Raw genomic sequence first — 14,659 nt, 5'->3', positions numbered from 1 at the left:
GGAGTCTATGCGGACAATCCTCACGATAGAAGTGACGCAGAGAGAGTTACGAGTGTCATCCGATGTTGTTTGTCTGTGAGACCGTATTCCTGTTCCCCTGAAGAAACGTGTTTGTAGACGGTATGCCGCAGGTGAGTTTCACGACGGTACCGGGTTGTACGACTTGTCCGGCCGGAATTGACTGCGCCGTCACGTAACCGATCCCGCTGACGTCTACTTCCATACCAAGCTCGGCAAGAACACTCACTGCGTCGCGTGTCGACGTACCTCTAAAGTCAGGCAAAGTTACCTTTCCTGCGCCTGCCCCCTTGACTACGGCGAACACTTTCGCGCCCTTTTGCAACTGTAAACCGGGTCTCGGCCACACATCTGCCACTGTCGATCCGTTCCCCACGATCTGCGGTGAAAATCCAGCTGCAGCCAACTTGGTCTTCGCTTCGGACGGGGTGAGACCGAGGATGGGTGGTACCGTCACCATTTGGACATGGGTTGATTGGACTGCCGCCTGGGCCCTTTGATTCGCTTTCGGCAGTGTCGCCGGGTCATCCGCCGGTACGTGCCCGTATTGCAGGCACTCTTCGAGCAGGTCTCTCGCCGTAGGTGCAGCAACCGTACTGCCCCATGTGCTGCCAATCGGCGTCTTCGGCCAGTCGACCGTCACGTACACCTCGTACTTGGGGTTACTCGCCGGGGCATATCCCATAAAGGATACGATGAATCGATTCGAGTAGTACTTGCCTGTCGTCGGATCAACGACATTGGCCGTACCGGTTTTACCTGCAACCTGATAACCTGGGATCTGAGCAATCTGGTCAATCCCTGTCGAGACATCGAGGACAAGAGCATGGTTCACTGCTGCAATGACGCTTTTGGGAACGACCTGGGGATTTTCGACGACTGGCGAGAACGATTGTACGACCTTATCTGTGATCGGATTGATTAAGGCCTGTGCCAGGTGCGGTCGGATTAACTCCCCGCCATTGGCAATCGCGGCATAGGCAGCCATCTGCTGCATTGGCGTCACAGATATACCCTGTCCAAACCCGGAGGTTGCAAGTTCAACCACATGTCGGCTTGCAGGCGGGAAAATCAAAGAGGTTGCCTCTCCAGGGAGGTCGATGCCGGTCGGTTTCGTTAAGCCAAACACCTGCATGTAATGAATTAGATTCGGCCAGCCGAGACGCTGCGCAATGGTGGCAAATCCGACGTTACTGGACATCTCCAGGGCCTGTTCAAAATTCAGGACACCCCAACCGACCACATTCCAGTCATAAATGGTCCGGCCTGCAACGGTCGTATGACCTGACATGAAGGTCTGGTTCAGCGAAATGGAATTTGTCGCCAACGCCGCAGCCAGTGTGATGGCCTTGAATGTTGACCCAGGCTCAAACGATGCATCGACCGCCCAGTTGTTGTTGAGCGCGGTTGAACTCGGTGCCGCCCAATAAGTATTCGGATCAAACGTGGGGCGGCTCGACATCGCAAGAATCGCACCCGTCTTCGGATCCATGACAATAATGGCTGCATGCTCCGGGTGGTAGTCTGCGACGAGCTGATCCATCTTCTGTTCAACAAAGCCCTGAATCGTTTGGTCAATCGTCGTTTGGAGGTCGTCGCCCTGCACTGGGGCTTTGATGGTTTGCATCGTGGACTGAATCGGGAATCCCCAGCGGTCCTCAATATACTTGATTTCGCCGTTGGTTCCGGACAGTTGTTGGTTATATTCTGCCTCAAGGCCGTTTACGCCGACACCACTGTGATTCACGAAACCGATGGTATTGGCAGCGAAACTACCATAAGGGTAAAACCGTTGCTCTGTCGGCGTGAAGGTCACGTCTTGGGAGTAGTCTTGCTTATCAGCTTTTCCGAGGGTTGCAAGGGCTTGATTCACCTTGTCCTTGGTGGTTGCAAGAATCGGCGTCGGCCATTCAATCCAGTTGTTTCCGGAACGAAGTTTGGCCAGCACCGTCGCACTGTTGCTGCCAAGGAGGGGTGCTAACGCATCAGCCAATGATGGGAGGTCTTGAAACGAACTCGTTTTGAGGTCAAGCATGAACGCGGGAACGTCATACGCCAGTTTGTTTCCATTGCGGTCAAGAATGGCACCGCGCTGTGCCACTTCGACGCGCGTTGCATTCTGAACTTTCGCCGCCGAGGCCAAAAGACCCGGGCCAAAGGCTGACTGCACAAACGAAATTCGATAGACCACTGTACCGAGCGCTGCCAATAACCCGAGTTGAATCAGGTGCATCCGTTTGCGATGTCGACTCGGACGCCGTTTCCTTGAAGTCTTTTCTACCTGCTTCACCTCTTTGTCACCATCCAGACTTTAGTGTTTGCTCGTGGCAGTAATGGTTACCGGGTTTGCGTATTTTTCGCCGGCGCCAAGTGCAATGCTGAGAATCCGGGATGGTTCCTTAAGACGGGCTACGCTCGCTGTCAATGACGCGTTTTCAGCGGTCTGGGCTTTGATCTGTGTCTGCAGATTGTCAATTTGGTAGTTTGTTGCATCGATCTTCGCTCCGAAACTCGCGATAAACCAGAATGCCGCTACTGCAACACCAATACAGAACCACATGGACGCCATATTGAACTTTCGAACTGGCGCCGGCGCTGTACGAACTCTCGTATCAATACTCGGTGATTCAATAGGAAACGCCTGCGAAGTCGTCACCCGTGCCACGCTTTCTCCCATTGCCATTTTCCTAACCTCCTATCGTTTCTGCACAACCCTCAGCTTCGCTGACCTCGACCGCTGATTTCGACTCAATTCGACCTCTCCAGGGGTGATGGCTTTACGAGTCACCAAATCTGCCAGAGGTTCCTTACCGCATACACAAACCGGAAACTCCGGAGGACATGTGCATCCCTTACACCATTTAGCAAATCTTCTTTTCACAATTCTATCTTCGAGTGAATGGAACGTGATGACTCCAATTCTACCGCCAGGAGCAAGGATCTCGAACGCTCCGTCCAGCGCCTCGTCAAGTGCGCCAAGTTCATCATTCACTTCAATCCGCAAGGCTTGAAACACCCTTCTTGCTGGATGCGGCCCACTGCGCCTTGCAGCCGCCGGAATCGACAACTTCACAATCTCAGCGAGTCTTTCCGTTGTCTCGATCCGCGCTTTCGCGCGTTCGCGAACAAGTGCTCTCGCAATCGCCCGACTGAAGCGTTCCTCACCGTATTCAAAGAAGATTTTCGCCAACTCGGCTTCATCGAGCTCATTGACGACGTCTGCTGCGGTTTTACTAATCGTCTGATCCATCCTCATATCGAGCGGCGCATCGGCCCGATAACTAAACCCCCGCTCCGCCACGTCAAACTGCGGGGATGATACACCGAGATCAAACACAATCCCATCTACAGCTTCCACCTGCAACGAGGCGGCCACTCGCCTGATTTCGCGAAAGTTCGCGTGCACCAGCGTAACTCGTTCGCCATAGTCCGCGAATTTCCTGCGAGTAAATTCCAAAGCTGTGTTATCTTGATCGAACCCGATGACGAGACCGGCCGGGGCACTCTTATCGAGCAGAAGTTTGGTGTGTCCACCACCGCCTACAGTACAGTCCATGTAGACCCCGCCGCTTTTCGGCAGGACGCTGTCAACCAACTCAGTGAGCAGTACCGTCTCATGTTCAAACTGCAAAAGGCCTTCCCCCAGAACGATTTCGATTTTGCCTAAAACGACAAGTCAACCAGATTCTCAGCAATATCTGCGAAAGATTCGGCAGCAGCGTCAGCATACGCGCGCCATTTTTCTTGGCTCCATATCTCGACTCTGTTCGACACCCCAAGGACAACAATATCCTTGTCAAGTGCCGCGTAGTCTCTGAGGAGAGTAGGGATAACGATGCGTCCTTGTTTGTCGAGAGAGCATTCGGTTGCTCCAGACAGGAAAAACCTGACGAACGAACGGGCATCCGCCCTTGTCATCGGCAGATTTTTCAACTTCTGCTCTAGAATCTCCCATTCACTCTGCGGGTATACAAACAGACACTTGTCCAAGCCGCGCGTCATCACAAAGGATTCGCCCAATCCTTCGCGGAACTTCGCAGGAACGATAACCCGTCCCTTCTCGTCGAGGGTATGCTGATATTCCCCCATGAACACGCTTCTCATCACCGCCCGGACTCCATTTTGCTCCACTTCACTCCACTTTCCACCACTGTCTTATGTCTTCGCCCCACACGTATCAATTCCTGCTGGTTCAAGAAACTTTTCTCAACTTTTTCGGCATACAAAAGGGCTATTCAGCGACCTTGGTTGATCGCTGAACAGCCCTGTATATCATGACCATATTGTCGATTGAAACGAGGTGCTTACAAGAGGACGTCGAACACGCCGCGTTCCTTGGTGTAGTCTCCCCAGAAGGGTAACTGCTGCAACCAGTCGAGACCATAGCGAGCCCAGAAGTTCAGGGGACACAGTCGGCGCTCTTGCGCATGACCATCCGCCCACAGCCACCGTTCAATGTGCCGCAACTGCCGAAGCTCTGTCTCATGCGCTCTGACAAACAGATTTTTCGCTTTGGATGTCGTTTTGTTCATCCCAGCGATTTCCCTCTTCACCTGGGACTTCGCCATCGCCTGCACTTGTGGTCCAAGCGACTCAAACTGAGACGCCCAGTTGCTCCATCGCGCTTCGGTTTCCTTGGCCATTGTGGAGAGAATTTCATCAAATGCATCTCCACCGAGTTCATTTACCGCTCGTGACTCAAGGTTCACCGGCCTAGTCAGTTCAGAAGCTGAGATCTCCCACTTTTCCATGTTGCGCAGTACTGTCGGGGGATACAACGTCAGCCTGTCGCGCAGCAACAGCGGCGGCATCGTGCGTGAAAGGGTTTCGAACACCGCCCCTGACAGGGCATGGTAGGCAATTTCAGCCGGTCCTCCGACAAAACAAAGCGTTGGCAACAGATGATCCTGTACTACAGGACGGAGGAGTACATTCGAACTAAATGAAGTAGGACTCTGTTCTGCTTTTCGCAGCCAGCCTTCAATCGAGTCCTCCACCCCGACCCCGCGCACTCTGAGGCGATGCTCGTTGTCCGTGCGCTCAAGCACATACCGTTTACCATCCATCACATAGAACAACGTGGTGTTCGACTCATCGCGAACGACAGCAGGGACAAAGCCTCGTCCACTGACTTCGCTGTACCGCGCTTCAAGACGCTTCGACAACTCGTTTTGTTTCTCCATCACATCACGCCAGACGCCACCGACTAACGCCCGAAGACCGGGCAAGCACGGGTCGAGCATGACGAGTCCCGTGTCTCCAAGCAACTTGTACATCAACCGCGCGAATGCACCAACAAGTGTGGACGACGAGCGGTAAGCTTCCCCCACAGCCTGCAAGACTTCGGACCGCCAGGGCCCTGCAGGCAGTGTCTCCTCAAGTGCATTCAAGATGCCTGTGACAGACTCTCTCGACAACGTCTGATGATGGACCATCTGGTGTAAGGGCGCTGGGTCAGACAACCGAAGTCTCCGCACGTTATCCCCTGCGTCGAGGAGATAAGCGTGATCGACCTCACCCCAGTCATGGTCTTCAGAGGCGATCCAAAACATTGGGACAACCGGTTTTCCGAGTTCCGCTTCCATCCGCCGGGCCATACCGACCGCAGATAACGCTTTATACACGGAATAAAGCGGACCCGTAAACAGTCCTGCCTGCTGTCCAGCAATCACTACAGTCGCCTCCGGATGCAGCAAACGCTCGAGCTCTCTGTGTGCAGCTTCAGGAGCTTCAACAGACGCCAGAAAGGGCCTCAACGTCTCTACAAGCTGTTGTCGATGAGCTGCTGAAAACTGTGTTTCGAGTGCGCGCTGACGATTGCGATACGTCGTGAGTGACTGTGGATCCTGTCCATGATACAGGTCAGCGACCCGCGCAAATTCCGTTGTATGCAAATCCGTTAAGGATTGACCGGTCGGTTCTGACCGCAACGACCATTTCATTTTGACAACTCCATTTCCTAGACTGGGTACACGGCGTGCTTTCGTCGTCCGAACGTCATCGTCTTGGTCTCGTAAACCTTGAACCGACGAGTCAATTCGTCCCGCAGATCATCCGGCTCGACAATCCCATCTACGACGAGCTCCGATGCCAGTCGGTAGATATCGATGTCTTCCCTGTACTCTTCTCGTTTTTGTTCAATAAAAGCAGCACGCTCGGACTCCGGCAACTCAGCTATTTTGTTGCTGTAAACGGCGTTTACAGCTGCCTCCGGACCCATGACGGCAATCTGCGCCGATGGGAGCGCCAGACAACAATCGGGCTCAAACGCAGGTCCAGCCATGGCATATAAGCCAGCGCCGTAAGCCTTGCGCACAATCACACTGATTTTAGGAACAGTTACTTCGGACATCGCTGCAATTAATTTCGCACCATGTCGTATGATACCAGCTCGCTCGACTTTTGTCCCAATCATGAAGCCGGGAACGTCGGCGAGGAATAGCAGCGGGATATTGAAGGCGTCGCAGAGGGTAATAAACCTTGCAGCTTTGTCTGCCGAATCCACAAACAATACACCGCCTTTGACGCGGGGTTGATTCGCGACAATGCCTACAGCTCGTCCATCAATCCTTGCAAACCCTGTAAGAATCTCTCCCGCAAATAAGCGTTTGACCTCGTACCAAGAACCTTCATCAATAATGCGCGTAATAAAGTCGTGCATGTTGAATGGGCTGTTCTGGTTGCTCGGGATAATTTCAGCCAACGTTTTCTCTACTTTTGCAGGAGAAAGCGCAACCTCCGATGCGACTGATTCGCCGCAGTGATTCGGCATATATGAGAGATATGCTCTCGCTGATTGTATCGCTGCGGGTTCGTCAGGAGCAAGCACGTCACCACAACCACTGACCGAACAGTGCATGCGGGCCCCGCCCATTTCTTCCAAGGTGACCTTCTCGCCAATGACCATCTCGGCCATCCGCGGTGAACCAAGGTACATGCTCGCGTTTTTATCAACCATAATGACGATGTCACAAAACGCTGGAATATACGCCCCGCCTGCGGCAGATGGGCCAAATAGGATACAAACCTGCGGAATCATCCCTGACAATCGGACTTGATTGTAGAAAATACGGCCCGCTCCGCGGCGACCCGGAAACATCTCCACTTGATCTGTAATGCGAGCTCCGGCAGAGTCTACCAGGTACACCAACGGAATCTGCATCTTCTCCGCAACTTCCTGAATGCGCAAGATCTTTTCAACCGTGCGGGCACCCCAGCTGCCGGCTTTTACCGTGCTGTCATTCGCCATCACCGCAACCGACCGGCCGTGGACCTGGCCAATGCCGGTGACGACGCCGTCAGCCGGGAGACCGTCCGCTTCACAATTGGCAAACATGCCGTCTTCGAAAGACACATCGCCGTCGAACAGCATGCGCAGCCGATCACGAACAAACAACTTTCCTGTCTCGGCGTTCTTCTCGTGGTACTTTGGAGCACCTCCGGACAAAATCTGGCTGACACGGTCTGCATGACTCGCTTTGGACATGAACGACACTCCCTACTTACCTTTATACTGCGGCTTACGTTTTTCCGCAAATGCTGTAAGACCCTCAATGCGGTCTTCCGTCGGGATCACTGCTTGATATGCCAGCCCTTCAATGGCCAGACCTGTCTCAAGATCAACTTCTGCGCCTTTGTTGATGGCAAGCTTCGCCTGACGAACCGCGATGGGGCCGTTGCTTGCAATTTCCTCTGCAATTTCACGAGCACGTGAGAGTAACTCTTCACTTGCAACAGTCTCATTCACAAGCCCAAGCCGCATAGCTTCCTTTGCATCAATTCGACGCGCGGTGAAGATCAGTTCTTTCGCCTTGGCCATTCCAATGAGTCTTGGAAGCCGCTGTGTTCCGCCCGCACCGGGAATTATCGCGAGACTCGTCTCGGTGAGCCCGAATTTGGCAGTTTCTGACGCAAGGCGTATATCTGCTGCTAAAGCCAGTTCCGTGCCGCCGCCAAAAGCAACACCATTTACGGCAGCGATGACTGGTTGCGGCAGTGCCGATACAGCATGAATGGACGAACGAATCCCTTGGACAGCCGCCTTAACCTCAGCATCATTCATGCCTTTGCGTTCCTTTAAGTCTGCACCGGCGCAAAACGCCCGATCTCCAGCGCCAGTCACAACGACGACGCGTACGTCTTCACGGTGGGCGACCTCGGTTAGAATCCCCGATAGCTCCGTCAAGAGTTCTCGGGACAGCGCGTTAGCACTTTCCGGCCGATTCAAGGTAATCGTCGCAATGCCGCCCGTTTCCTCGAACAACACCAAAGACGAACTCACGGCAGTCTCCTCCTTCGCAATACCAATCAACTGCGCCATCCCAATCGCGCGCAATACCAAGTAGTCCCACTTCGAGCTTGATTTGCATAGAACTTCTTTTGCTTCTCAGAGCTTTGTTGCTCCTCAGAGCCTTATGAAGCATCAAAGCTTTGTTGCTGCTCAGAGCTTTGTCGCTGCTCAGAGCTTTGTCGCTGCTCAGAGCTTTATTGCTCCTCTTCGCTAGTCTCGTCTACTGACCTCGAAGCACCGACATCGCGTGACTCGGAAGTGTACGGCCGACATTTTGCTCGAACCATGCTGCTGCCAAGAGCGCCTGCTCTCGGTTGACGCCGGTCTCTACACCGAGTTTCTGAAAGAGATACAAGAGGTCGTCGGTTGCCACATTCCCGGACGCTCCTGGCGCGTACGGGCACCCGCCAAGGCCGCCGAGCGATCCGTCAAACCGTTCAATGCCAGCCAACAAGCCTGCCCATACGTTTGCCATTGCCATCCCGTAGGTATCGTGAAAATGAAGGGCAATCCGAGAGAGTGGTACTTCTTTACTGAGCCGTGCAATCAGTTCTGTCACCTGCGTGGGAACCGCAACACCGATGGTGTCGCCAAGGGACAACTCGTCAACGCCCATATCAAGCAGGCTGTCCACAACAGACAGAACCTGGTTTACGTCAACATTCCCCTCATAAGGACAGCCGAATACGGTAGATACATAGCCGCGAACGGGTAGCCCGGCAGCTTTCGCAGACTCTACAACAGGGCGCAGTACGGGGTAGGTCTCTCGAATGGACTTGTTGATATTCTTCTGATTGTGCGACTCACTCGCAGACATAAAAATGCTCACCGCATCGACACGTGCCTCGAAGGCACGTTCAAGTCCGCGTTCATTCGGCACCAAAGCACTATAAACGACGCCCTTTGCTCTCTTAATGCCGTGGAATACTTCCACGGCATCGGCGAGTTGGGGAATCCACTTTGGATGAACAAATGAGCTCACTTCAATATGGCGGAAACCGGCATCAGACAGCCGGTTGATCCACTCAATTTTCTTGTCAGTTGCGACGAACAGGGACTCGTTTTGAAGCCCGTCTCGCGGTCCTACTTCCGTGATCACCACAGATTGCGGCAGACCCATCCATCGTCCCTCCAATGGATTCAGATTTATTTCAGTTCGAGCAGCGGATCGCCTTCGTTGACGAAATCTCCCGGCTGAACGTGTATCTCGGAAACTTCACCAGCCCCTTCGGATTGAACGGGGACCTCCATTTTCATAGACTCGAGGACAACGACATCTTGTCCGTCCGTCACTGAGTCCCCTACAGCTACGAGTACAGATAATACGGTTCCGGCCATGGTGGCTACGACAGTCACATTGATTACTCCTTCCAGCTGATATGATGTTGGATAAATTCGGTGGTTGTTTCGCCCGCGGCGAATGCTTCGCTCGTGATAATCTTTTCAAGCAGTGGAAGATTCGTACGAATTCCTTCAATACGGTACTCAGAGATGGCCTTTGCCATGCGCGAAATGGCCTCTGTTCGGTTGGCTCCATAGGCAATCAGTTTTCCAATCATCGGATCGTAAAAAGGAGTGACAGCAGCCCCCGCGACAAGGCTTACATCGTTGCGTATCCCTTCACCTTGAGGAAGGATGAGATCCGTGACTGTCCCTGGCGACGGCAACATTTTCACAGGGTCTTCCGCGTATACCCTGCATTCAATCGCATGACCCGAGAGGCGAACGTCTGCCTGTCCAAAGGTAAGCGCTTCTCCTCTTGCGATCCGAATCTGCCACTCGACGAGGTCGAGTCCAGTAATGGCCTCAGTGACAGGATGCTCCACTTGCAGCCTTGTGTTCATCTCCAGAAAATAGAAGTTCTTATCCGCATCGACAATAAACTCGACGGTACCTGCATTCGTGTATCCAATGCTTCGGGCGGCACGCAGGGCTGCTTCTCCCATTTGTTTGCGCATAGTTGCATCGACAAACGATGACGGGGCTTCCTCGACGACCTTCTGGTGCCGCCGCTGAATGGAGCACTCGCGTTCCCACAGGTACACGCCGTTCCCATGCTCATCAAACAGAACCTGCACTTCGATGTGGCGAGGGCTTTGCACCAGCTTTTCAATGAACATTTCACCATTGCCAAAGTAGGCTGCAGCTCGCGCCTGGTTCGAAGCAAACGCTTTCTTTAAGGCTTCAGCATCGCCAACCACCTGCATACCAATCCCGCCTCCGCCTGCGGAAGCTTTCAGCATCACAGGGTAACCGATGGCCTTGGCCTCGGCAAGAGCGTGATCGACATCCTTGAGTGCCCCGGCTGAACCAGGAACGAGCGGAACACCTGCTTCTTTCATCCGTGACCGAGCGGCAACCTTACTCCCCATTTCAGCCATGGCTTCGGGAGAAGGTCCAATAAAGCGGATCCCAGCTGCTGCAACACGCCGCGCCAGCTCAGGATTCTCACTTAAGAGACCGTATCCCGGGTGCAAGGCGTCAGCACCAGTCTGTTGAGCTGCCTCAATAATCGCGTCGATTTGCAGGTAGCTCTGTGCAACGGGAGGCGGACCGATACGAACCGCTTCATCTGCTTCCTTGACATGCAATGCGTCTTTGTCAGCATCAGAATAGACTGCCACTGTACTGATGCCCATCTCACGGCAGGTACGAATAATCCGACAGGCAATCTCGCCACGATTAGCAATTAAGACCTTCCGAATCATAGTCCACTCCCCTCCGATATTTCGATTTAAGGTTAGCAGTTCAACCACACCTTTGCAAAGCAAATCAGAGTTTGTCCGGCCCGCAGCGGTCCAAGTGACGCGATCATCATGTTCCGGCGATGGTGCTCCGCAATGTTCGGGCGCTAGGCCCGCAATGGTGCCCGCAATGGTGCCCGCAATGGTGCCCGCAATGGTGCCCGCAATGGCCTTAGACAATAGCGGTCAAATTTACCTCTATCATGTTTTTTTCGGCGCGATCCGCTGAAACAACGTCCAGACTTTCCCTTATGATGGATTTCTTCCACCGGGGGTGGTAGTTTTGAGCAATCAACGGACAATTTTTCCTCTATGACCCACTCGAGCGCTCCATCTCGGTGTTTAGCGAACAAAACTTCCCTTATCCGCGGCAACCCTCAACCCTCAACCCTCAACCCTCAACCCTCAACCCTCAACCCTCAACCCTCAACCCTCAACCCTCAACCCTCAACCGCGTCTTCGATAGACCGCCTTGCCTGCAGGTGATGGGACAACGCTCCGCCTCTATGATACAATGTCACAATGCAAAACTTGTCAGATTGCGGCGCCGCTATTTCATCCTTGGCGAGCTGCATCAACGTCCCATCGTGTATGGGGGCAAGGAGTGAACTTGTGATCGTGAAAAACCCTGAAATGTTCTCTACGACTCGACCACTCTTTGGTCAGACCGCGATTGTCACCGGGGCATCCCGCGGGATTGGACGGTCCATTGCAGTTGCCCTCGGACGGGCAGGTGCACACGTCGTCGTCAATTACTTAAGTTCGAGAGATGCGGCGAATGAGGTCGTGCGAACCATCTTAAACCTGGGCAGTAAAGCTGTCGCGGTACAAGCGGATGTGACCAGACAAGATGAGGTGAACCGTCTCGTTGTGGCCGCCACCGCACTCGGCCAACCTCAGATTCTCGTCAACAACGCCGGGATCGCCGAGGCAAGGCTGTTGCTTGAGACCTCGCTTGAAGACTGGGAGAGAATGTTAAACAGCAACCTGACGGCTCCCTTTTTATGTACGAAGGCAGTACTGCCATATATGTTACGAACAGGTTACGGCCGTATTATCAACATATCATCCATCTGGGGCATTTCAGGCGGTTCGTATGAGGTAGCCTATTCGGCCTCAAAAGGCGGGATTATCGCATTCACAAAGGCACTCGCCAAAGAAGTCGGCCCGTCCGGCATCACAGTGAATGCTGTCGCACCCGGGGCAATTGAAACAGATATGTTGCAGTCACTATCTAAAGAGGAAGTCATGCAGTTGCAAGCAAGGACACCTGTCGGCCGACTCGGACATCCTGACGACGTCGCCAATGCTGTGCTGTTTCTTGCATCCCCGCGCACATCGTACATTACAGGACAGATTATCAGCCCCAACGGCGGTCTGGAAGCTTAGGTTGTCATGCCGCATCACCGCAATGCAAATTCTTTGAGCTCCGGGACTTCGACCCGGGGCTCAAACTGTTTGAAGAAGTTGGACTCCAAAAAAGGCTCTGCACACTACGGGCGTTTGCACTACAACCAGGCATGGGTATGTGCATCTGATGATACGGAGAGTGCCGTGCGTTTCGCATAGCGGCGGACTCGGGAAATTCCCAGGGTCCGCGGCATTGTTTCACAAGGAGGGATTACATTGGCGAAGCTCGCCCGTTCCAACCGACGTTTAACCCGGGAACACACACATAGTCGGTCGAACGGTAAACCTGCAAGCCGGCCCCGAAAGTATCGGCGTACCCTTGTTCCTAAAACGTTGCAACGGAGCATCGCGAGAGAAGCAAGTCAGCTCGGTCTTAGTGTTGAAGAGTACGTACGCATGGCCATTGCCATTTCTAAGTCTTTTCGAGATACGGTGAAAACAGACAGCTCGTTTGATATCAAATCTGTGGCCAAAGTGGTCGACAGTCCCATTTGGCCAATCCTGATGCAGACGATAGGTCCGGTCGTAACCGGCATGCTTGAAAGCCCCTCGAAAGAGAAACATGATACAAATAAAGAGCAACCTTACATTACCGGACAACCACCCGCTGCAGGCGTGCCCAACCCCTATCGTCCGTATCAGCAGGTCCCTGGGCAGCAGGTCCCTGGGCAGCAGGTCCCTGGTCAGCAGGTCCCTGGGCAGCAGGTCCCTGGTCAACCGTGGTTACACGCGGCACCGCCTGCCCCGTACGGATATTGGTGAGTAACTATGCTGCTTCGGCGCGTGACACCATCGTTACGCGTTCGGCTTGATCGGGCTCGTTTGGATGCCAAACCTGCGAATGTGCAGGTCTGTGCTCACGGAAATTTGCGCGTTGGTAAGTTGCTGCTCCCACGGATATGCGGCAAATGCTTGGTGCGTCGCGAACTTGGAACGGATGCGGTTTGAGACCGGTATCACGTCTGCGTCATCCTTCGTTAACAGTTGTTTTAGTACTGCGCTAAACTCACTGTTGAGTTGCTGATCGACGTCCTTTTCGAGCCGCGCCCGCATACTTGGATTGGTATAATCCACCCCGCTTTGTGTGTTCTGAATGTCAGCTTCAAGCGGTACTTGAACTTGAATTTGGACAGGCTTTGTCAACCTCACCTGATAAATGGGTGCCTCCTCGGCATGAACAGACATGCCGATGTATGCTTGTTTGTCTACCGGATCGTGAAATGTAATCAAGGTGCGTTTGATTTTCCCCTGCAACAAGAGCACATCCCGCATTTGCTCCCCATTTAAGGTATCGACCATCTTAGCCCCGCGGAAAACGGCTGCGCCGCTCCACTCAACGGGATTCCCGCCAGTCCTCGGCAAGGAGCCTGCGTTCAACTGAGGGTGTGCAGTCTCGGGAATCGGTTGCTCTCCAGACGGGTCTTGTTTCGCGTTGTCATTGACAGCGTAGAGTGGGACAACCATCCCAGTGTGCTGTGTCGACAATTGCCTCGTGAAGTCATGAAGATACGTCAGTGGAATGATCCCGATTTGCTGCCCTACCAACGCGATGCTTTCTGCTGCTCGAGATGGCGACTGCTCGAGGACGGGTTCAAATGCTGTCATCGTCCCCTGGGCAGTGCCTTTTGTCACGGCGAGGAGAATCGTTCCACGAAATTCGCGAAAGCGAATCAGAGATTGGGTCAGCCCGGCCAAATCGTCCTGCGCCAGAGCCTGTCCAAACATGATCAATGTCAGGTGCGTAAACGACAAAGTACGTTCGACACTGGCATTCGCAACGGTCAATGCCTCCGCGATACTGTGAGCGCGCACGGCCACGCGCTTCCCTGACTGTGTTGATGTACTCGCTGGTCCGCCCCCGCCAGGACTTTGTGGCGTTGCCAGTTCAAAGGTACAATCAATCGTCCCTGAAGGTCCTTTGTCAATACCGAGCACAGTCACAAATGCCTGTTGCTCCAGTTCCTTGCGATCATAGCAACCAGATAACAAGAGTGGTGTTAATCCTAGCCAAAGGCACAACAGCCATCTGTGAAACCGCATCACACCAGTCCTCCCGAACACATTCACAGCGTAGTCTCTCCGGATTCTGGAGGATAAATGCAGATATAGCAGATACGGAGGTCGGTTCGTGGTAGGATGTGTTCATCGGGAATGGAGTTTGTTCGGAAGCTCGCTCCGAGACTCGGGGAGCTATCCT

Annotated in this window: 13 protein-coding genes; 2 read left to right on the top strand and 11 right to left on the bottom strand. The window is 53.6% G+C overall.

Going from position 1 to position 14,659, the window contains the following annotated elements; translation table 11 throughout:
• Positions 1-55: 55 nt before the first annotated feature.
• The 10 genes from AN477_RS02850 to AN477_RS02805 form a co-directional block, all read right to left on the bottom strand.
• Entirely contained in the window at positions 56-2,308 is a 2,253-nt protein-coding gene (locus AN477_RS02850; RefSeq protein ID WP_054967652.1) for a penicillin-binding transpeptidase domain-containing protein, read from the bottom strand.
• Positions 2,309-2,329: 21 nt separating this feature from the next.
• Complete coding sequence (locus tag AN477_RS02845) at positions 2,330-2,701, bottom strand: FtsB/FtsL family cell division protein (RefSeq protein ID WP_054967651.1); 372 nt, start codon at positions 2,699-2,701, stop codon at positions 2,330-2,332.
• 12 nt (positions 2,702-2,713) lie between these two features.
• Positions 2,714-3,649 (bottom strand): 16S rRNA (cytosine(1402)-N(4))-methyltransferase RsmH, encoded by a 936-nt coding sequence (gene rsmH, locus AN477_RS02840; protein ID WP_054967650.1) that lies wholly within the window; start codon positions 3,647-3,649, stop codon positions 2,714-2,716.
• 32 nt (positions 3,650-3,681) lie between these two features.
• On the bottom strand, positions 3,682-4,113 hold the full coding sequence (gene mraZ / locus AN477_RS02835; RefSeq protein ID WP_054967742.1) for a division/cell wall cluster transcriptional repressor MraZ: 432 nt from the start codon (positions 4,111-4,113) through the stop codon (positions 3,682-3,684).
• Positions 4,114-4,322: 209 nt separating this feature from the next.
• Positions 4,323-5,960, bottom strand: coding sequence for a bacillithiol biosynthesis cysteine-adding enzyme BshC (gene bshC, locus AN477_RS02830; RefSeq protein ID WP_054967649.1), 1,638 nt, complete (start codon positions 5,958-5,960; stop codon positions 4,323-4,325).
• A 17-nt stretch (positions 5,961-5,977) separates the two neighbouring features.
• Positions 5,978-7,504 (bottom strand): acyl-CoA carboxylase subunit beta, encoded by a 1,527-nt coding sequence (locus AN477_RS02825; protein ID WP_054967648.1) that lies wholly within the window; start codon positions 7,502-7,504, stop codon positions 5,978-5,980.
• A gap of 12 nt (positions 7,505-7,516) precedes the next feature.
• Positions 7,517-8,338 carry an enoyl-CoA hydratase gene (locus AN477_RS02820; RefSeq protein ID WP_054967741.1) on the bottom strand — a complete coding sequence of 274 codons (822 nt, stop codon included), beginning with the start codon at positions 8,336-8,338 and terminating at the stop codon, positions 7,517-7,519.
• Between the two features lie 190 nt (positions 8,339-8,528).
• Positions 8,529-9,428 (bottom strand): hydroxymethylglutaryl-CoA lyase, encoded by a 900-nt coding sequence (locus tag AN477_RS02815; protein WP_054967647.1) that lies wholly within the window; start codon positions 9,426-9,428, stop codon positions 8,529-8,531.
• Between the two features lie 26 nt (positions 9,429-9,454).
• Entirely contained in the window at positions 9,455-9,664 is a 210-nt protein-coding gene (locus AN477_RS02810; RefSeq protein ID WP_425388112.1) for an acetyl-CoA carboxylase biotin carboxyl carrier protein subunit, read from the bottom strand.
• A gap of 5 nt (positions 9,665-9,669) precedes the next feature.
• Entirely contained in the window at positions 9,670-11,016 is a 1,347-nt protein-coding gene (locus AN477_RS02805) for an acetyl-CoA carboxylase biotin carboxylase subunit (RefSeq protein ID WP_054967739.1), read from the bottom strand.
• Between the two features lie 648 nt (positions 11,017-11,664).
• Between AN477_RS02805 and ymfI the strand changes: the two genes are divergently transcribed.
• Both ymfI and AN477_RS25180 read left to right on the top strand, forming a co-directional pair.
• Positions 11,665-12,441 (top strand): elongation factor P 5-aminopentanone reductase, encoded by a 777-nt coding sequence (gene ymfI / locus AN477_RS02800; protein WP_342668534.1) that lies wholly within the window; start codon positions 11,665-11,667, stop codon positions 12,439-12,441.
• Between the two features lie 237 nt (positions 12,442-12,678).
• On the top strand, positions 12,679-13,224 hold the full coding sequence (locus AN477_RS25180) for a hypothetical protein (protein ID WP_054967646.1): 546 nt from the start codon (positions 12,679-12,681) through the stop codon (positions 13,222-13,224).
• Positions 13,225-13,257: 33 nt separating this feature from the next.
• Here AN477_RS25180 and AN477_RS02790 read toward each other — a convergent pair whose 3' ends face one another.
• Positions 13,258-14,502 carry a Ger(x)C family spore germination protein gene (locus tag AN477_RS02790; RefSeq protein ID WP_054967645.1) on the bottom strand — a complete coding sequence of 415 codons (1,245 nt, stop codon included), beginning with the start codon at positions 14,500-14,502 and terminating at the stop codon, positions 13,258-13,260.
• Positions 14,503-14,659: the final 157 nt, after the last annotated feature.

The sequence above is a fragment of the Paenalicyclobacillus ferrooxydans genome, from assembly GCF_001399675.1.
GTDB lineage: Bacteria > Bacillota > Bacilli > Alicyclobacillales > Alicyclobacillaceae > Alicyclobacillus_B > Alicyclobacillus_B ferrooxydans.
The sequence above is the reverse complement of the archived record's forward strand: the minus strand, read 5'-3'. Positions and strand labels throughout refer to the sequence as shown.